Annotated in this window: 16 protein-coding genes; 6 read left to right on the top strand and 10 right to left on the bottom strand. The window is 44.4% G+C overall.

Features of this window, described 5'->3' with window-relative positions; all coding sequences use genetic code 11:
- Position 1: 1 nt before the first annotated feature.
- The 3 genes from CAG60_RS06330 to CAG60_RS06340 all read right to left on the bottom strand — a co-directional run bounded on the left by CAG60_RS06330 (position 2) and on the right by CAG60_RS06340 (position 3,561).
- Positions 2-1,204 (bottom strand): nucleoside phosphatase, encoded by a 1,203-nt coding sequence (locus CAG60_RS06330; protein ID WP_158137261.1) that lies wholly within the window; start codon positions 1,202-1,204, stop codon positions 2-4.
- Between the two features lie 3 nt (positions 1,205-1,207).
- Positions 1,208-2,767 carry a methyl-accepting chemotaxis protein gene (locus tag CAG60_RS06335; protein ID WP_161438521.1) on the bottom strand — a complete coding sequence of 520 codons (1,560 nt, stop codon included), beginning with the start codon at positions 2,765-2,767 and terminating at the stop codon, positions 1,208-1,210.
- Positions 2,768-2,934: 167 nt separating this feature from the next.
- A complete protein-coding gene (locus CAG60_RS06340) occupies positions 2,935-3,561 on the bottom strand; it encodes an OmpA family protein (protein ID WP_161425570.1) in 627 nt (208 codons plus the stop codon).
- A 152-nt stretch (positions 3,562-3,713) separates the two neighbouring features.
- Between CAG60_RS06340 and CAG60_RS06345 the strand changes: the two genes are divergently transcribed.
- Positions 3,714-4,340: a thiol:disulfide interchange protein DsbA/DsbL gene (locus CAG60_RS06345; RefSeq protein WP_161438522.1), complete on the top strand. Its 627-nt coding sequence runs from the start codon at positions 3,714-3,716 to the stop codon at positions 4,338-4,340.
- Positions 4,341-4,355: 15 nt separating this feature from the next.
- Complete coding sequence (locus tag CAG60_RS06350) at positions 4,356-4,826, top strand: FKBP-type peptidyl-prolyl cis-trans isomerase (RefSeq protein WP_161438523.1); 471 nt, start codon at positions 4,356-4,358, stop codon at positions 4,824-4,826.
- Positions 4,827-4,933: 107 nt separating this feature from the next.
- On the opposite strand, the gene CAG60_RS06355 is transcribed toward CAG60_RS06350, so the two are convergent.
- Complete coding sequence (locus CAG60_RS06355; protein WP_161438524.1) at positions 4,934-5,554, bottom strand: beta-phosphoglucomutase family hydrolase; 621 nt, start codon at positions 5,552-5,554, stop codon at positions 4,934-4,936.
- A gap of 189 nt (positions 5,555-5,743) precedes the next feature.
- Between CAG60_RS06355 and CAG60_RS06360 the strand changes: the two genes are divergently transcribed.
- Positions 5,744-6,868 (top strand): acyl-CoA desaturase, encoded by a 1,125-nt coding sequence (locus CAG60_RS06360; RefSeq protein ID WP_161438525.1) that lies wholly within the window; start codon positions 5,744-5,746, stop codon positions 6,866-6,868.
- Between the two features lie 465 nt (positions 6,869-7,333).
- Positions 7,334-8,701 (top strand): anaerobic C4-dicarboxylate transporter DcuC, encoded by a 1,368-nt coding sequence (dcuC, locus tag CAG60_RS06365; RefSeq protein WP_154171184.1) that lies wholly within the window; start codon positions 7,334-7,336, stop codon positions 8,699-8,701.
- A gap of 99 nt (positions 8,702-8,800) precedes the next feature.
- Here dcuC and CAG60_RS06370 read toward each other — a convergent pair whose 3' ends face one another.
- From CAG60_RS06370 to CAG60_RS06380, 3 genes are read right to left on the bottom strand one after another with little or no spacing between them, the layout of a single operon-like run.
- Complete coding sequence (locus tag CAG60_RS06370) at positions 8,801-9,562, bottom strand: zinc ABC transporter permease (RefSeq protein WP_161438526.1); 762 nt, start codon at positions 9,560-9,562, stop codon at positions 8,801-8,803.
- Positions 9,562-10,461 carry a metal ABC transporter solute-binding protein, Zn/Mn family gene (locus tag CAG60_RS06375; RefSeq protein ID WP_161438527.1) on the bottom strand — a complete coding sequence of 300 codons (900 nt, stop codon included), beginning with the start codon at positions 10,459-10,461 and terminating at the stop codon, positions 9,562-9,564. The genes CAG60_RS06370 and CAG60_RS06375 overlap by 1 nt, the downstream gene beginning before the upstream one ends.
- Positions 10,445-11,548, bottom strand: a complete 1,104-nt coding sequence (locus tag CAG60_RS06380; RefSeq protein WP_202598534.1) for a TonB-dependent receptor — start codon at positions 11,546-11,548, stop codon at positions 10,445-10,447. Before CAG60_RS06380 ends, CAG60_RS06375 begins: the two co-directional genes overlap by 17 nt.
- A 153-nt stretch (positions 11,549-11,701) precedes the next feature.
- On the opposite strand from CAG60_RS06380, the gene CAG60_RS06385 reads away from it, so the two are divergent.
- Together CAG60_RS06385 and CAG60_RS06390 are read left to right on the top strand one after the other, a co-directional pair.
- The gene (locus tag CAG60_RS06385) at positions 11,702-12,985 is read left to right on the top strand and encodes a hypothetical protein (protein WP_161438529.1); all 1,284 of its coding nucleotides are present in this window, start codon (positions 11,702-11,704) and stop codon (positions 12,983-12,985) included.
- 367 nt (positions 12,986-13,352) lie between these two features.
- Positions 13,353-14,984, top strand: a complete 1,632-nt coding sequence (locus CAG60_RS06390) for a methyl-accepting chemotaxis protein (protein WP_161429864.1) — start codon at positions 13,353-13,355, stop codon at positions 14,982-14,984.
- 116 nt (positions 14,985-15,100) lie between these two features.
- On the opposite strand, the gene secF is transcribed toward CAG60_RS06390, so the two are convergent.
- The 3 genes from secF to CAG60_RS06405 form a co-directional block, all read right to left on the bottom strand.
- Positions 15,101-16,003: a protein translocase subunit SecF gene (gene secF, locus CAG60_RS06395; RefSeq protein WP_004396657.1), complete on the bottom strand. Its 903-nt coding sequence runs from the start codon at positions 16,001-16,003 to the stop codon at positions 15,101-15,103.
- A 2-nt stretch (positions 16,004-16,005) separates the two neighbouring features.
- Positions 16,006-17,838, bottom strand: a complete 1,833-nt coding sequence (gene secD / locus CAG60_RS06400) for a protein translocase subunit SecD (protein ID WP_161438530.1) — start codon at positions 17,836-17,838, stop codon at positions 16,006-16,008.
- A 66-nt stretch (positions 17,839-17,904) separates the two neighbouring features.
- A complete protein-coding gene (locus CAG60_RS06405) occupies positions 17,905-18,381 on the bottom strand; it encodes a hypothetical protein (protein WP_161438531.1) in 477 nt (158 codons plus the stop codon).
- Positions 18,382-18,463: the final 82 nt, after the last annotated feature.

The raw sequence follows: 18,463 nt of genomic DNA on the forward strand, positions 1-18,463 counted from the left end.
ATTATAAACAGCCCGTTTTATTCCAACGACATACCGGAGGCTCCGCATTAACCAGACAATCATTACTGCGACAGATCGCCGCTCCGAGTGGCCAATCGGCGTCTTTTTTTACTGGTGCATCATTGGGTACGCCTAATGCTTGCAGGTATTTGGGTAGATAAGCGACACGAAAACACGAGGTTTCCGGTTTATGGCAAGCACCGCTATTGATACAACACTGCTGCTCATCATTCGTTTGACGATGCTTAAACGCTCCCGTCAAATACCACTCAACTTGCCTACCTTGTTCGGTGGGGATTTTTCGATACTGGGCTTGTTGCTGATACTGATAGTTATAAGGATCTAAAATACCGCCTGACTGAGTCAATTTCAGCGTCTCTTGACACGCTGATAACTGCCAATTTTTTTGACGACTGCCTATACCATGTTGGCAACTTTCAGAAACGCCCAATACTTTCGCCGCCTCATCTTGCCCCAAGCCTAAAAATGAGTAGCTGTACATGGGTAAATCTTGATTCCCTACTTTGACACGACGTAATGCATCCTTAGGTTCGCAATCGGGGCATGGGAAAGTAATCTGGCTGGAAGCTCCGCCCATTTCTACAATACCAAATTGCGTATTTTGCACTTCATCGTGTACCGCTAACCAAGCGTATAATCCCTCTTCATAGCCGGAAAGGGTTTTCGTCACCACGTCAACCGAATCAGGCAATTGCTGGCGTAAAGCTTGATTCAGCGCTTGCCACATTTGTTGACTTTGTTGTGGATTATTTTGCTCAGCAATACGCATGCCTGCCGTGGCATACACCATCACCGACTGCAGTTCACAGGCCGTTTGCCAGTTAAAGGCTCGCCATGCTGGCTTGCCCTTATTATTGCGCGGCCCCTCTGTCTTTATCTGTTGTAATGTATCAGCCAACTGAGTGACCACTAGTGGAATATCCTGCGCGGTTTTCCCTCTATTCTGGCGAATAGGATCGGCTAAAGCCTCCATCTTAGGACCTTTATGAACTTTCCATTGGTCTGAACGCTGCTCATAGACATACATTCGCGTACCACTACTGCCCGCATCATAAATAATATGACATGGGTTCTTGTCACTGGCGAAGGCACTCGTTGCTGACAACAACGAAATAAGTAAACTGCTGCCGACTATCATGCGCTTAGACAGTAACGTCATACCTTGTTTTCTACTTTGATACATTGTTTATTTCTCTTCAAACCTTTTCGCAAGTTGATGAAAATCATCAACTTTATGATTCATTTCAATGCTATATTCTTCAACTTTATGGGTTGCAGCAAGATTTTGGGTAGCGGCAGAGGCAATCGAGTGAATATGTTGATTGACTTGATGAGTGATATCACGTTGCGACTGCGCCGCTTTCGCCATATCCGCCACCGTATCGTGCATTTCTAGTAATAAACTTTCAACTTGTTGTAAACGAGAAGCACTTTGCTCAGCAACCTCGCCACAAGCTTGGGTTTGCTGCTGACTTTGATGAATTTCTTTTTGCCATCCATCAATCGCTTGCAACATCGCATTGATACTCGCTTGGATCTGCTCGGTGGCTTTTTGCGTACGTCCCGATAATGCACGGACTTCATCAGCAACCACAGCAAAACCACGTCCTTGCTCACCGGCTCGCGCCGCTTCAATCGCCGCATTCAACGCTAACAGATTGGTTTGATCAGCAATTCCGCCGATTTCTCCCATCAATTGACTCACTCGCTGAGCTTGATCGCTCAAAGCATAAGTGGTTTGAGTCGCTCTTTCTGCTTGCTCGTTGAGCTGTAATAAATTTTTCTGAGTCAGATCAATGCTCTGTCTGCTTTGAGTACACTCCACACGAGCCTGATCAATTAACGCATAGGAGACTTGGGTATTGTCAGATACAGCATTGGCAGCGGCTTCGACCTCATCGGTAGCTTGCATTACCCGACGAATATCTTTTTCTTGCTGGGTTAAGGCTTGTGCTACTTCCGTACTGGTTTTATGTAAGGTATTGGCCATAACTTGTAATGGTTTCGCCGAATCCATCATCCGGCCTAATACCGTTCGAATCCGTGCAGACGCCATTTTTAAATGATAATCAGCAATTGAAAACTGACTATTACCTGAGTAAATCAATCGACTAACGCTGTCGTATTGTTGGCGTAGTTGAGCGAGCTGACGCGGCGTATCAATCAGTTCTTGACGAAAAAACAAGCCCAGTGAAAGAGCAGGGAAAATACTTGCCAAAAGCTGAGTGCTCTGATCACCCCACAAATAAGCTGCAATCGGAGCACTCAATGAACCAAATAATATCGCATAACGAACGGAATCCGCGATTGTCAGTGAAAATTTACGACCAGAGCGTTCAGCTTGACGCAGCCCTTGGTAGGCTTTGTTAGCAATATCAACCCAACGGCGTTCAGGCTTGACTCGTACTGATTGATAACCAGCTATTTTTCCGTTTTCATAAATAGGCGTCACATAGGCATCCACCCAGTAATAGCCATTATCTTTGGTTTTATTTTTGACGATTCCACGCCAAGCATGGCCTTGTTTGAGGCGCTTCCACATATCAGCAAACGCCGCTTTAGGCATATCATCATGGCGTACAATGTTATGATTTTGTCCTAATAGCTCTTGTTCGGTAAATCCGGCAATGCGACAAAAGGTTTCATTACAATAGGTGATCACACCTTTTAAATCGGTGGTTGAAACCAGTTGATCGTGTTGGCTAACGGGAACTTCTTTTGTTGAGGAAAACTGACGGCCTGACATAATTTCGTAACCTATGATTGGTTTTGTGGCGACTGTATACACAAAATAGAGAAATGTTTCAAAGTATTGTCTCATTTTAGTTGCACAAGCGTGAAAACTATCAATCTACGCTTAAATGAACCGTAAAAACTATTCAGTCAGTCACATTTAACCGTATTCATCATCACTTACTGACTATCCATAATCATCAGCAATTCAACACGACGATTACAAGCTCGGCCTTGAGGCGTTTGATTGGTACAAGCAGGAGTATGCTCGCCATAACCACGGGTATAAATGGCGGCTAGTGATACTTGTTGTTCAAGTAAAATATTTTTCACCATATCCGCTCGGCGCATTGAAAGACCGTCGTTAAATCGCTCAGTGCCGGTATTATCGGTGTGCCCTTCAATCACAATATCAATCTGTGGCGTATTCGCTAAATAGCGTCCGAGTTGGGCGAGCCATTGTACTGATGCACTTGGCACCACCGCCGATCCAGTTTGAAACTGCACTGCACGTTTGAGTTTGACCATCGTATGATCGCCAGGGATCAGTTCATAATCTAAGCCATTGGCGGACAGGAAGCTTTCTAAACTACTATCGGAGAGGGTTTTCATCGGTTGATGCGTAGCAGGCATAGACTCGGGTTTTGCGGCCATAAGTGAAGCAGGAGCCAAACGCCAGTCAGGATAACGAACCTCGGCATCATTTTTCGGTGCGGTGTCTAATAAATTGCTTTTGAACATTTTATCAGTCGCCAGAGAGCCACACCCCGATAAAAACAGTAGCAGTGATAGTATGAAGACTTTCATCCGTTGGGTTCCCATTTTTTAGTATCACCTTGGTTATCGGCCGCCAGCGCAAAACTTTATGATGTATTGCTAACAATTTGCTCTTCTGCTGTTTGCCTCACAAACAGAACTGGTTAGACTGAGCTCTCTTTATGATTTTAATTTGGTTGATTATGAAAAAAAATTTTATTCGCTTTTGTGGGCTTATCATTAGCGTAGTGTTGATTCTTGGTTGTAGCGAGCCAACAGGCCCTAAGCAAGGTGTTCATTATCAGAAATTATCTAACCCTCTGAGCTCCCCTTCTCTTGCGCCGATCACCGAAGTGTTTGCTCTCACTTGTACTCACTGCCGAACCATGGAAACGTTTTTGCCTGAACTCGAACAGCTCACTGGGCAACGCTTCGGCAAACTGCATGTTACTTTTAATCAAGGCGCTCAACTGGGCGCGATGATTTATTACAGTGCAGTGATGCAGTTGGATGACATCCCTGATCACGATATGATGGATGACCTATTTGCTGCCGTACAAATGCCTGAAGACACCACGCCAGCAGAGCGTAAAGCCGCCATTGATCATGCCTTTCATAGCCGACATATCATTAGTCCCTATGATTTTAATGAGATGCAGCAACAACAGCTAATGACAATGCTCGCTTCTGCAGAGCAAATGTCGACACAATCGCAAATTAATGCGGTCCCCACTTTTATTGTTAACGGTAAATACCTGCTGTTAACTAGCGGTCATAGTGACCTAGCCAATATGGCAGAAACGCTGACTTATTTACTTAAACAACCTTAATAAAGTATCTGTATTATGAATAAAATATTGATTGTTCTCGTTCTCTTATTAGCCGTGTTTTTTATCTATCGAAGCTGGAATAACAGTAAGATAGCGGAACAAAATCATGCGGTAGGAGAACGCTTTTTACAAGAAAACCGCCAACAAAATGACGTCATTGAAACTGAAAGTGGCTTACAGTACCAACTCTTACAAGCGGGTACTGGCGAAACTCATCCTAGCCCAACGAGTCGGGTAAAAGTGCATTATGAAGGTCGTTTTCTTGATGGCAGCGTCTTTGATAGCTCCATTAAACGTAATGAGCCCATTGTGTTTGGCTTAAATCAAGTCATTAAAGGTTGGCAAGAAGGTGTGCAATTGATGGTGAAAGGACAAAAAATGCGCTTTTTTATTCCTAGTCATTTGGCTTACGGCAAAAATGGGGCGGGTTCTATTCCTCCTGCAGCAACGTTGATTTTTGATGTTGAACTGATTGAAATCCAATAACTCAGCTTAGCCTTGGTATAACCGTCGACAAGAGTCATTGTGAATAAAACTCATCATAATGACTCTTATCTGACCGTATCTAGCCGACTGATTACCCCTTTTCCATCTTAAGCGGTTACCGTTAACACTCGATTAACTGGATAAAAAACTAGCCCCGCAGCGGTCACTAATACACAATCCATTCCGCCTGCATGCGCCGCTTGCATACCAAGTTCAGTATCTTCAAATACCACGCACTGTTTAGGTGTTAACTCAAGCAGCTGGCAAGCACGTAAAAATGTTTCTGGATGAGGTTTATGATGTTCCACATCCGTTGCCGTGACTAAAGCATCAAGTTTATCAAGTACCTCAACCTGAGCTAATAAGTTTTCCGCTGATCCTCTCTGACTGCCTGTGCCTATCGCGATTTTCTTTTTACCTAGCTGAGCACAAAAAATGTCATACGTCGCAGAAATCAAACCTCCCTTATCGGCCAATTGTGCAAAGGTATGCATTTTATGGTCAGCGACCTGATGAGCATTCAGATCTAAGTCGAATCGTCGATTGATCTCACTGACAATCTTAAAACTCGGCATGCCTCCCATGCTATGTAGCCATTTACCATCAAAGGGAAAATTAAAATGGTCTGCGGTCGCTTGCCACGCTTGAAGATGCGCTGGCATCGTATCGATCAAAGTACCATCCATATCAAAAATCAGCCCATCATATTGGCTTAAGTTAAGTGTCATCTATACCTCCAAAGGATCAAGCCGTCACTGTTTACGCTACTTGATATAACCGAAGACAGCAAGTGAATGGTTAATCAGCGATTGAGTCCGTCGGTGATGTTCGGATCACACTTTGTAGCAAAACCTTTTTGACTTACAACTGTACGCTGATATTCTGGTGCACAGTTGTAAGCTAAAGGGCGCTTTTATATGGTTAATAAACCACCATTGATCTGGCTTAATGTCATGATTTTTTCACTCAGCTTTGGTCTGGCGGCATTCGTTGCCCCTTGGTATGGCTGGCAATTTGGCTATAGCTGGGAACATCTTTTCTGGCTAGTGGTTTGCTTTTCATTTTGTAATTTATCCATTACCGTCGGCTACCATCGTCTATGGTCACATAAAGCTTTCGAAGCCCATTGGTTAGTGCGCTTACTGTGTGCGTTAGGCGGTGCATTTGCTCTACAAAATAGTGCTCTACACTGGGCATCGGATCATAGAGTCCACCACAAATTTGTCGACCAAAACGATAAAGATCCCTATTCCGCCAAGCGTGGATTTTGGTATTCACACATCGGCTGGATGCTTCGCCACTATAATCAAGCCACTTACGCTGATTACACGAATTGTCGTGATCTACAAAAAGATAAAATTGTCATGTGGCAACATAAATATTATGTTCCACTGGCAGTTGTCATGAATATAGGCGTGCCTTTACTGCTCGGTTGGTGGTATCAAGATATCATCGGTATGTTACTGATTATTGGCGCGGTCAGATTAGTCCTTAACCATCACACGACCTTTTTTATCAATTCACTGGCCCACATTTGGGGTAAGCAGCCCTATACCGATAAAAATACCGCACGTGATAACGGAATTTTGGCTTTCTTTACCTTTGGTGAGGGCTACCATAATTATCACCATATTTTTGAAAACGATTACCGTAATGGAATTCAGTGGTGGCACTATGACCCAACCAAATGGGTAATCAAAATATGTTCCTGGTTAGGATTAGCCAAAAAATTACGCGTCGCGCCGGCACTGAAAATTGAAACTGCACGGGCAGAAATGCGTTTAAAGTATGCGAAAAAAATCCTCAGTCAACAGCGGCAACATCAGCGGATCTTTACTCATATTCAACAAGAATTTGATGGTTTTGTTGAAACACTTCACGATTATTACGATCTGAAAAAACAGTTGTTAGAAAGCAAAGCCAATTCAGCGATACAGAGTTATGAACGCTCGATCCTCACAACACGCTATCGACAAGTAAAGATGCGTCTACAAGAGAAAAAGCAACGTTGGCAGCTATTAACCAAGCCGTATGCTTATTAAGCTATACCCAAACGACTTGGAGTTGCAGGCAGGCGGCAAGTGAGTGAATCCCCATGAGCATAGGCAAACGATGTGATTGGGGTGAACGAACGTAGCCAACACCGCTGAAGATTCAAGTAGGAAGGGTATATTCATGATCTCTTCAAACGGGTGATACTAACTGCCGAATGAACATAATGATTGAATGTTCATTCGGCGAAAACTCCCCGCATGGTCATATCACTCACCACCAAAATACGCATCAGAACAATCAGCAAACATTATTAATTTAACACGCCAATAACCAATAAAAATCAATACAATAACGTATTTATACGGATTTTTATTCTGCCAATATTTTCATTTGTTTTAGATCATACTAGTAGCAAGTTAAGCTCGTGCTATTGCCAAGTTTTCAGTAAATTCTCCAGTTACAAAAAGCCATAATTTGTTACATGGGTGAAGCCCATTTTACTGGAGAAGACTATGCTTGAACTGCTGATTGGCGCAATCGTCACCATTGCGGTCGGTTATTTTATCGTTAAGGGCTATAAACCAGCGGGGGTACTGTTAACCGCCGGAATAGCCTTATTATTAATGACTGGGATATTAGGCTACGCGATTTTACCCGCATCAATTACACCAACCGGTAACTTGATTACCGATTCAATGGAATATGTGAAGTTTACCCTACAAAACCGTGGTGGCGGTTTAGGTATGCAAATCATGTTATTGTGCGGTTTTGCCGCTTATATGACCCACATCGGGGCAAATAACGTAGTGGTTAAACAGTTTTCTAAGCCACTTTCTGTTATTCGCTCGCCTTATGTCTTACTGGTTGCAGCTTACATTGTCGCTTGCTTAATGTCCCTTGCGGTAAGCTCTGCGACAGGCCTAGGCGTGCTACTGATGGCAACTCTCTTCCCTATGATGACAGCGATGGGTATTTCTCGCCCTGCTGCAGTAGCGGTGTGCGCTTCTCCAGCCGCCATTATTTTATCCCCTACTTCTGGCGATGTGGTGATCGCGGCAGAAAAGTCTGGGCTAGCTTTGCATGTCTTTGCGGTAGAAACCGTTCTTCCTGTTTCCATTTGTGCGATCATCGTGATGGCGATCGCTACCTTCTTCTGGAATAAATACCTTGATAAGCGCGATAACACCCCAATGGAACGCGTAGACGTTTCTGCGATTGAAGTGAAAGCGCCAGCCTATTACGCGATTCTGCCTTTCTTACCAATTATTGGCGTTTTCCTATTTAATGGAGAAACCATCCCCGGCTTATCGTTGGATATTTACACCATTGTTGTCGTATCGATTTTTGCTGGTGCGGTGATTGATTTCATCACTAAACGCTTTGATGGTAAGAAAACACTCGAAGATCTGGAATCTTGCTATGAAGGTATGGCAGAGGCATTTAAAGGCGTGGTGATGCTGTTGGTTGCGGCAGGGGTTTTTGCTCAAGGACTGATGTCGATTGGTGCGATTGATAACCTACTTGGATTAGCCGAAACCGCTGGCGCTGGTGGTTTAGCATTGATGCTAATTTTAACCATTTTAACCATGGCTGCGGCTATCGCCACAGGCTCGGGTAATGCTCCGTTTTATGCATTTGTGGAACTTGCCCCAGCACTAGCCGCGAAAATGGGCGTTAACCCAGCGTTTTTAATTATTCCGATGTTACAAGCTTCAAATCTAGGCCGTACCGTTTCTCCGGTATCAGGGGTCGTCGTTGCCACCGCAGGTATGGCGCATATCAGTCCTTTTGAAGTCGTTAAACGTACTTCTGTTCCTGTTTTGGCAGGTCTTATCACCGTGATTATCGGTACTATGGTATTGGTACCAATGATGGCTTAGCACAGTAGCGGCATTCTGTTTACAGATTTAAAAATAAGGCGCATTACTGCGCCTTATTTTTGAGTTATGGTTTTTGAGTTATGGGTTAAAAGCTGAATCTTATTGACGCAAGACTCTTGCTTGAGCGCCAAACACCATTACTGCCGCGCACAATATCATCGTAAACACCACAGCAGGGCCAATCGGCCAATCCCAATAAAGAGAAGCTGCAAATCCAGCCATCATGGCGATATAACCTATTGCTAAGCCAGCAGCGGTTTTACGTTGCCAAGGTAAATAGCATACCGCCAACGCTGGTATAATTAACGAGGCAAACTCTAAGTACACCCCTAAGTTAATCACGAGCGGTGGGATGGCAACAGCGAATAGAAAATAAAACGCCTTACCTTGTAACCAAGCAGAACGATAACGCACAACGATTAACATCGCGAGAGCAATAACCAATACGGGAATCACGTCTTGCCATTGAGCCCACAATAAGCGACCGTTTAGTAAACTCTCTATACTTTCTTTACCATGCGGCTGCTGAGCGACCAATAGCATTGCTGCACAAGCAGCCAACACATAAAAGAGTCCAATGAAGGCTTCCAAATGGGTTTTGATTCGCCCCTCAAAAAAGCACAACAACCCCGCCATACTAAAGGTGACTAAGCTGGCAGCCAACATTTTCCACCATAAGGAACTGCTGTATTGCGGCCACCATAACTCCATCGCTAACATACCGACCGCCGCCATTTGCGCCATCGCTAGGTCAATAAATATCACCCCTCGCTCTAGCACCTGCCTACCCAGAATCCAGTTGATCCATAAAGAGATAAAACCAATCAACAATGGGGCTAACATCCATCCGTAAGCACTCATTATTGTTCCTTAACTAGGCTCAATAAGCGCTCAATAGAATCATCGACCAGTGCAACTAATGATGAGGTATTCGGCTGCCCACCAACACTTTGCGCCAGTTCCACCACCGGCACATTGGTACGCGATGCTAACCAATAAGCCGCATCTTTAGGTTGATGGGAAGCATAAACAATACCGGATAAACTCGACCAATCTTGCTGTGCTAAGCGATTTAAATGACCCGCCGTTGGCGGAATACCAGGTTTTGGTTCTAAATCCGCGACTTGTTCCATGCTTAGCCAATCAAATAAATAGGCGAATGTGCTGTGATACCCCGCCACTTCCATCCCATGTAGAGGGATAGCTCGCGCTTGCCACTCTTGCATTTTTTTATGCCATTGCCAGCGAAAGCGCGCGCCATTGGCTTTAAACTTCGGGGCATCTTCGGGGGCTAGCAATGCCAGACGATCACTCAATGCGCGTGACACAGCAATCATATCACCAATCGCAAACTGAACGTGGGGGTTTCCATGGGCATGAACATCGCCCATGGAGCGATCAACGTGATCATGCTCATCCAATAAACGCACATAATCACTGACCCAAAACAAACCAGGCTGGCCATTTTGTACTTGACGATTACGGCTCTGCCGCTGTAGCTCAGGCAGCCAACCAATTTCCAGTTCAGCGCCGGAGCAAACCACCAAATCGGCATTGCGCATGCGCGCAATCAGTGAAGGGCGAGCTTGTACATAATGAGGATCTTGCAATGCCGTAGTGGCTGAAAAAACTTGTGCCTGCGGCGCATGAGCATGGACTAAGTCAGCCCAATCGGGCTGACAAACAAACACATTTAAGCTCGCCATCGCCGGCATACTGACACAAGCGAATAGACTCAATAATTTAAAACGCATGAGCATGGTGCGCTCCAAAAGACATGACATACTGTAAGCTAAAGAGGGTTTGATCGCCCTGAGTGTGATTCTCACGGGTAATTTGTCCACGTACCCGACCAAAATGAGACGCGTGCCAATCTAATGCCAGATCCCACTCTTTCAAATCATCACGACTGAATTCACCATGGAAATGATCATCATGCGCATGGGCATCGCCACTCACGGTGCGCATTTCTCCATAACGTGTACTCACTGTCCAAGTCGGATTAAATTGATAAGCCACCTCCGCGTACCAACCATTGGCACTTTGTTTGGCGCCCGGAGCCGTCGCCATTTGTGTATCAAAGCGATTGTCCAAATACCAAAACTCTGTTGTCGCTCTAACGTTACGTTGACGATAATTACCTTCCGGTGCCCATTTCCAGGTGAAATCGGTACCGTACAAATTACGGCCCGTTAATGATGGTCCATGAGAATGACCCGCATGATCGTGGCTGTGATCATGTGCGCCTGAAAACTGACGGCCATTACCGTTGTACAGCGAACTTATTCCCCAACGCCAGCTGTGCTCAACACCAAGATCAGCCCCCACTTGGAGGTTAGCCGTGTATACACCCACCGTCGCGGGCTTATCATAACCAGCATCTAATGGCTTACCAGCTAACGCTTCCACGCTGGCTTGTAAATAAAAATCGGTTGGTAGTAACCATGTCATTTGCACACCATCATCAAAATAATGGCCGCCGAGTAAGGCGCGATATACTGCCGGACGTTCAACAAACGCATCTTCATGCATGTGTTTACTATTTAAATAACCAATATTGGATAATAGGCGTCCCGCTTTAAGCTTTAAGCCAAGCGGTAAACCCATGGTTTCTATCCAGGCTTCTTCTAGCTCTAACTCGGTTTTAGAACCATGGCTATCTAATACCGCCACCAATTGACCTTTAAAGTTATGATCGATGTTACTGCTTAACATCAGCTCAGAATGACCAAGGCCAAATCCCTTGTCACGACTTCCCCAATGGCGATTTTCGCTCTGATAAGCACCATCCAAAACAACACCAATATCAACCTGTGAGGATGCTAAGCTGTGTCCGCTCAAGCCCATTACACCAAACCCAATCACCGCTACGACTGATTTATTCACCAAGTTTCTCCTATAAATGTACACAATGATTATTGATTACCTATTGATGGCAATGAATGTTATGTTATAACATATCAACAATCAACTACTACTATGGTACTTAAGGAAAAATCCATGTTGTCTCTATCTCATCGTCAAGCCCCTCGGCTGGCGGCACTGTCACTCAGCGTATTATTGCTATTAGGTTGTCAAGAAGGTGAAAATAACGCTACCAGTAACGAAGACTCCGATCATCATCACTCAATGATTACTTCTCGGCTGCTGATTTCAGAACACAATAGCCAAACACTACACCTGTTTGATAGCCAAGCTTGGCGTCAGCGCACTCAATTTACTTTGCAACAAACACCCTCAGGGCTGAAAACCAGTCCAAAGGGGCGATACGCCCTAGCTCTGCAACGAAATTTTGATCAAGTCGAAGTGATTGATAGTGGTATTGTCGCCGAACAACATGGCGATCATTATCATTTGCACAATCATAGTCCGAGATTATTGTCTGATCGCTATCAGGGAGTAAAGCCAACCCACTATGACGCCACACAAGATCAAGTCGCACTGTTTTTTGATGGTGATAGCGTAAATAGCGCAAACGCGCAGTTTCGCGTGTTAGATGAGCAATCGATAGGTCAAGTCTCTACTGTCGCCTCTCACTCCTTTGATCATGCTCAACATGGTACTGCTCAATTGCTGGGTGATTTCGCTTTTACTGGGATTAAAGATCAAAGCACCACTAGCTTGCCGGATAAGGTGATTGCTTTGCAAAGGCACAATGATCATTTTCATCAACTTCATAGTTTCCCCGCTCAAGACTGCCCCGCTTTACATGGCAGCGCGCAAACGACAAATTCCGTAGCGTTTGCGTGTTTAGAGCACGTTCTTGTCATCAATATACAGGGGGAAACAATAACGTCACAAACCATCAGTAACCCAACGTTTGACAACGGTACTCGCTTTGGTACGTTATTCGGCTATCCAGCTAGTAATGCGCTGCTTGCGGTGGCGAATAACCAGCAATTCTTTAGTTTGAAAAATGGTCATTTTCAGGAAATCAACTGGAAAACTGAGCAAACACAACGCACCCTCGCCTATTTAACCACTGAGGATTACTTATTCATCATTACGCCACAAGCACGGTTGATCGCTTATCATGCAGCGGATGATTTTGCTCAGCAATTCAGTTTATCGCTCTGGGACAATGCACCAACATTAGCAGAAGGCCAACGGATCCAAATGGCCTTCGATCCAAGAAATCAACAGTTATTCATCACCAATCCGGCAGATCAAACGGTGCTGCAACTCAGCGTGACTGAGTCACGGATTGTACAGCGTCACCAATTAGGCTTTATCCCTCAGTTTATTACTTGGTTAGGCACCACTGAGCACGAGCATCATCACTAAACCTCTCTTTGCAGCCCATCGTTTCGCTGGGCTGCAATACAGTCATTCGCCCCACTAATTGTTTAATATTTAATCTCATTCGGCATTTTAATGTGATTAGTGTCATATTTTTTTGGCTTAATCGTTCACTTGATGCTAGAATCCGCGCCAATTAAGTAGTCAGAAAATTCTTACACACTGGCTATTGCTAGGGATAACTTACCCACAGTACTTGAAGTGGCTCGCTATATAGCAAGTAAATGTATGCTTGATACACAAAGAGAGGCTTTGTGATGAAAAGAATGCAATACCGCTATCTTCCAGCAGCAAGGGTATATCATCATACGGATGTGACCGATTAGTTTTTACCGCGAGGTCACCCACTACCATGTCGTTTTTAAAAAATTTAGCCATTCGCAAAAAAATTGCGCTGGCGTTTAGTATTATTGCTGCCGTCAATATTATCTTTGGTGCATACCTTTACCGCTCTCTTAACTCTATTCAACACGATGTACTTAACCTGACCGACGATACCTTACCATCCATGATGATGGTCAATACCATTAAGTACAATATGTCCTCGGTACGTCGAGCGCAAATTGGTCTACTTTCTTCAACGGATAGCCACGAAATCGCCGAAGATATCCGCTGGATGGATGATCACTATCGCACTATTGATGCCGATTTAGCTCGTTATGAAAGCAGCATTTGGACCGATTATGAGCGCTCAATTTTTATGCCTGTCAAAAATTTATGGCAAGAGTATTTACGTGCTTTAAGTTCTTTTAATAACGATATTTTAAATAATAACATTACTGAAGCTCAGCGTGATTTACAAAATGCTTTACCAACGTTTGAGCGTCTAGAACTGGCGGTGGATGAGTTACTAAAACTTAACCTTTCCTATGTCGATAATAACCGTACTGAATTAACAGATTTAATTGGTACTATTAGTCAATTTTCTATTTCCAGTATTGTTGCCCTGCTTGGCTTTATGGTCTTTATGACTTGGTTACTGGCGAATTTAATCTGTCGTCCTTTACAACAAGTAGTTACTCAAGCCAACGCGATTGCTGATGGTAACTTAGGCCATCAAATGGATCGCCAACAAATTGGTCAAGATGAGCTGGGCGAACTGGCTGATGCTTGCACCACCATGCAAAATAATTTACGTGTGATGGTCGAAGAAATCGTTGCCGGCGCAACACAATTAACTCAAGCGGTTGATGAAGTCAGCGCGGTATCGGAGCAAACTTCACAAGGTATGCGCGAGCAGCAAGAAGAAGTGATGCAAATTGCTACTGCAATGACAGAAATGAAATCCACAGTCGCAGAAGTCGCACGTAATACCGAAGTGGCTTCAGATTCTGCCCGTGACAGTAATCAACAAGCCATCACTGGCGCACAACAAATGAATGCAGTCGCTAACTCTATTATCCAAGTGACACAAGAGATCTCTCAAGCAGAGCAACGCGTGCTAGAGCTAGAAGATCAAGCGCAACAAATTAATATGGTCGTCGATGTGATCAGCAATATTGCTGACCAAACCAATTTGCTTGCTCTCAATGCCGCAATTGAAGCCGCGCGAGCTGGTGAACAAGGTCGTGGCTTTGCCGTAGTTGCCGATGAAGTGCGAGCCCTTGCAGGGAAAACTCAGCAATCAACGGGTGACATTGTGGCTATTATCCAGAACTTACAAAGTTGCGCAGCAAAAGCACGTCAAGCAACAGCACAAAGCAGCGAGTTAATGGGCCAATGTGTCAATCAAAGTCATCAGACTCAAGAAGCCATCGAACAAATCAGCACCCAAAGTGCACAAATTGCTGATATGACGATTCAAATTGCCAGCGCTTGTGGTGAGCAAGATTCCGTCAGTGAAGAGTTGAGCCGCAACATTGAACGCATCAATGAGTCAGCGAAACAAGTCGCGCAAGGTTCATCAAGTGCCGCTCAAGCCTGCGTTGAACTCAGTCAACTCGCCGCTCAATTACAAAGCACGGTCAATCGCTTTCGGGTATAAAGCGATGCAGGTTAACCGAGGAAAGTCCTTGGGTATTGAATAAAGAAAATGGCGAGCTTTTATGCTCGCCATTTTTTTATCTATTTCTCATGATGATTTAACTGATATCACCATCATTAAGGCGCCATATCAACTTCAACTGGCAGATAATGCTTGGACTCTAAATGTAGCCATTCAGGGAGCACGGTACCGATGGAAATGGATGACCACGTGCCAGAAATAATCCCGATAAACATGGCAATAGCAAAGCCTTGTAATGGTTCGCCGCCCATTAACCAAAGAGCAGATACTGTCATTAATGAAGTCCCTGAAGTCACCATCGTGCGAGAGAAGGTTGCGATCACCGCTTGATCATTGATCTCTGCCAGCGGTGCTTTGGGTTTGGCAACCAGTAGTTCACGAATCCGATCGGAAATAATGATCGAGTCATTCAGTGAATACCCTAAGATTGCTAAGGTGGCGGCAAAAACGGTTAAGTTGAACTCCATTTGCGTCACCGCAAAAAAACCGAGCACTAAGATCACATCATGCAATAGCGCCAGTAAGGCACCACTCGCCAACCGCCACTCAAAACGAAACGAAAGGTAGCCTAATATACATAAGATACAGATCAATAATGCTAAGCCACCTTGATCGATCAATTCCTCACCAACTTGTGAGCCGACCATGCTATTACTCACCACTTCAATCTGAGATGAAATGGTGTTCAGTAACGTCTCTATTTCTGGAGCACTTTGCTGCTCTTCTACTAACGGGTAACGAATGACCCAGCGCCCTTCTTCACCAGACTGAATCACACTGGTAGAATCGCCCAGCTCCGGCTTGAGAACGTTCAACACTTGATCGTGGGTTAATGATTTATCCACTCTGACTTCAGTTACCATTCCGCCAGTGAAATCCAGTCCCATATTAAGACCACGAATCGCAAAAGCCGCTAATGCTAACAGGGTTAAAGCAATCGAAACAATATTGGTAATGTGTCGAATCTGTCGAATATGTTGTTTTAGATAAGTCACCATCGTTATATCCTCACATCTCGGCGACTATCACGTCCCCAGATCAAATTAATTAATGCCCGCGATGCAAATACACCGGTAAACATACTGGTGATCAAACCTAATCCCAGCGTTAATGCAAAGCCTTGAATCGGTCCATTACCAATCGAATACAACACAATCGCAGTAATCATCGTGGTAACGTTGGCATCCAAGATGGTGCTAAACGCACTGCTAAAGCCTTTATCAATCGCTTGGGCAAAACTACGCCCTTCATTTAACTTATCGCGAATTCGTTCGAAGATAAGTACGTTGGTATCCACCGCCATACCGACCGTCAACACCAAGCCAGCGATCCCCGGTAAGGTTAATACTGCCCCCGGTAACAGAGCAATTAAACCAAATAAACAGACCATATTGATCAGTAGAGCCGCGTTCGCCACCCAGCCTAAACGGCGATACCATAACGCCATAAAGGTTAACGTTAATGCCATGCCCAATGCCAAGGCAGCAAAACCGTTTTCAATATTTTCTGCCCCGAGTGATGCACCGATGGTTCTTTCTTCGACAATCGTCACTGGAGCCGTGAGTGAGCCGGCTCTCAATAATAGCGCTAATTGTTGAGCATCTTGATTTGAGCCTGCGCCGGTAATTCTAAACTGACTACCCAATTGCGATTGAATAGTCGCCACACTGATCACGCGTTCGCTGCGCTCCGTCTCTCCATTAGCATTGGTTTTGTACTCTCGATACACGGTCGCCATGGGTTTGCCAATGTGCTTGGCCGAAAAGTCACTCATTACTTTGCCACCCGCGTGGTCAAGCGAGATATTGACTTCAGAAAGGCCCATTTTGTCCATACCCGCGCGAGCATTAACGATATGATCACCCGTTAAAACTGGACGTTTATGCAAGATCACTAACTGACCATTATTGTCTTTCAGTTGTAAATCATCACGGCCAGCTATACCGCTAGTATTGACTTCATAAAACGCTAAGCTTGCCGTTGCACCAATGACGTTTTTCGCTTGCGCAGGATCTTGTACCCCAGGTAACTCAATACGAATACTATGTTCACCCTGACGCTGAACTAAAGCTTCGGTAATGCCAAGTTCTTCAATACGATCTCGCATGATTTTCAAGTTTTGCTGGATGGTCGCTGATTGAAAATCCAACTTATTTTGCTTACTGGGCTGCACTGTCAGTTGATCAGAAGACGACTTCACCTCCCAACCTTGATAATTTTCTTTAACAAACTGACTAATTTTATTGAGTGAGGCTCGTGAGTTGACGGTGACTAAAAAGCCATCATTACCTTCATGCTCAATTTTCACACCGCGAATGTGTTGATTAACGAGCATCTCTTTTATTTCATCAGTAATGCCATCTCGTTGCTCTTGAAACGCCTTATCGACATCGACATTAAGCAAAAACTGTACGCCACCGCGTAAATCCAAACCGAACTTAATTGGAGTAAATCCCATTTGTGTGAACCAAGGTGGAGCGACTGAAACGTAAGAAAAAGTTAAACTTTCTCCTTCTTGCACGAGATTATCTAAAAGTTTACGCGCTTGAGTTTGCTCTGTTTCGGTTTTAAAAACCAACGTGGTGTGGTTATTTTCCTGACGGATTTCTTGTGCATTAATTCCCTGCTTTTGCAGCAGTTGATTAACGGTTACTACATTATTTAAAGGGCTGTCTTTTTGATTAGACTCAATTTGAATTGATGGTTGTTCACCATACCAAGTAGGAATAGCACTTAAACCAAGTAAGACAACGGTTATAACCAATACCACGTATTTCCATGTCGCATAGCGATTCATAATACGCGCTGGCGTTTTAGCGGTTTTTCTCTGCATAACTCTCTCCTCGGGCATAGCCGAGTTAAAAAACTAAAATTGTGACATTGTCACGTAAAAGGGGGATTAAGCAGAAAGGAAATGGCTATTTAATGCCACGTACATCGCGTTGGTCTCTTTCCAGCCAGAAAGACGATGTGAGGCATGAAAATGCTGATAGGGAATGGAAATCCAAGTTTGGGCAGCATAGCTTTCTGCATCGATAGAACGAGGCAGAGCGTCATTTCCTTCAAGATGAGGAAAATCAAAGCCATTATCGAGAGGTAAGTTGATCTCGGTGAGCTGCAAGCGAGGCGGATTAAGAATGGCTTGGGTAATACTTTTCGCCAACGTGTCGCTGGTTGGCACCGAATCGACATCGATCGGACTCTCTTGAGAATCAAACTCAAATGGATTTTGTACGCTATGTGAAGCTGCATCCCAAACAGAATGGTTGAGAGTAATACTTGAGGTAGGGTAATTTTCCGAGCACGCCAATGCCTGCGAAGGTAATAACAACGCAAGAAAAGCTAGCCAGAAAAAATACGTTATACGTTCAAGCATGATCAATTCATTCTTAATAAGACAGCTCAGTGTAGAACTGAGCGAAGTGTGACTCAAGTAAAATTTTTGTCAAAGATAACTA

It is taken from the genome of Vibrio sp. V33_P6A3T137, assembly GCF_009904835.1.
Lineage (GTDB): Bacteria > Pseudomonadota > Gammaproteobacteria > Enterobacterales > Vibrionaceae > Vibrio > Vibrio metschnikovii.

Bases quoted from the DNA above. Each gene is read 5' to 3' on its own strand.
- CAG60_RS06405 (WP_161438531.1), bottom strand. From the start codon at position 18,381: ATGCTTGAACGTATAACGTATTTTTTCTGGCTAGCTTTTCTTGCGTTG.
- CAG60_RS06380 (WP_202598534.1), bottom strand. From the start codon at position 11,548: ATGGGCTTGAGCGGACACAGCTTAGCATCCTCACAGGTTGATATTGGT.
- CAG60_RS06340 (WP_161425570.1), bottom strand. From the start codon at position 3,561: ATGAAAGTCTTCATACTATCACTGCTACTGTTTTTATCGGGGTGTGGC.
- secF (WP_004396657.1), bottom strand. From the start codon at position 16,003: ATGGTGACTTATCTAAAACAACATATTCGACAGATTCGACACATTACC.
- CAG60_RS06375 (WP_161438527.1), bottom strand. From the start codon at position 10,461: ATGCTCATGCGTTTTAAATTATTGAGTCTATTCGCTTGTGTCAGTATG.
- CAG60_RS06330 (WP_158137261.1), bottom strand. From the start codon at position 1,204: ATGTATCAAAGTAGAAAACAAGGTATGACGTTACTGTCTAAGCGCATG.
- secD (WP_161438530.1), bottom strand. From the start codon at position 17,838: ATGCAGAGAAAAACCGCTAAAACGCCAGCGCGTATTATGAATCGCTAT.
- CAG60_RS06390 (WP_161429864.1), top strand. From the start codon at position 13,353: ATGTCGTTTTTAAAAAATTTAGCCATTCGCAAAAAAATTGCGCTGGCG.
- CAG60_RS06335 (WP_161438521.1), bottom strand. From the start codon at position 2,767: ATGTCAGGCCGTCAGTTTTCCTCAACAAAAGAAGTTCCCGTTAGCCAA.
- CAG60_RS06370 (WP_161438526.1), bottom strand. From the start codon at position 9,562: ATGAGTGCTTACGGATGGATGTTAGCCCCATTGTTGATTGGTTTTATC.
- CAG60_RS06350 (WP_161438523.1), top strand. From the start codon at position 4,356: ATGAATAAAATATTGATTGTTCTCGTTCTCTTATTAGCCGTGTTTTTT.
- dcuC (WP_154171184.1), top strand. From the start codon at position 7,334: ATGCTTGAACTGCTGATTGGCGCAATCGTCACCATTGCGGTCGGTTAT.
- CAG60_RS06355 (WP_161438524.1), bottom strand. From the start codon at position 5,554: ATGACACTTAACTTAAGCCAATATGATGGGCTGATTTTTGATATGGAT.
- CAG60_RS06385 (WP_161438529.1), top strand. From the start codon at position 11,702: ATGTTGTCTCTATCTCATCGTCAAGCCCCTCGGCTGGCGGCACTGTCA.
- CAG60_RS06360 (WP_161438525.1), top strand. From the start codon at position 5,744: ATGGTTAATAAACCACCATTGATCTGGCTTAATGTCATGATTTTTTCA.
- CAG60_RS06345 (WP_161438522.1), top strand. From the start codon at position 3,714: ATGAAAAAAAATTTTATTCGCTTTTGTGGGCTTATCATTAGCGTAGTG.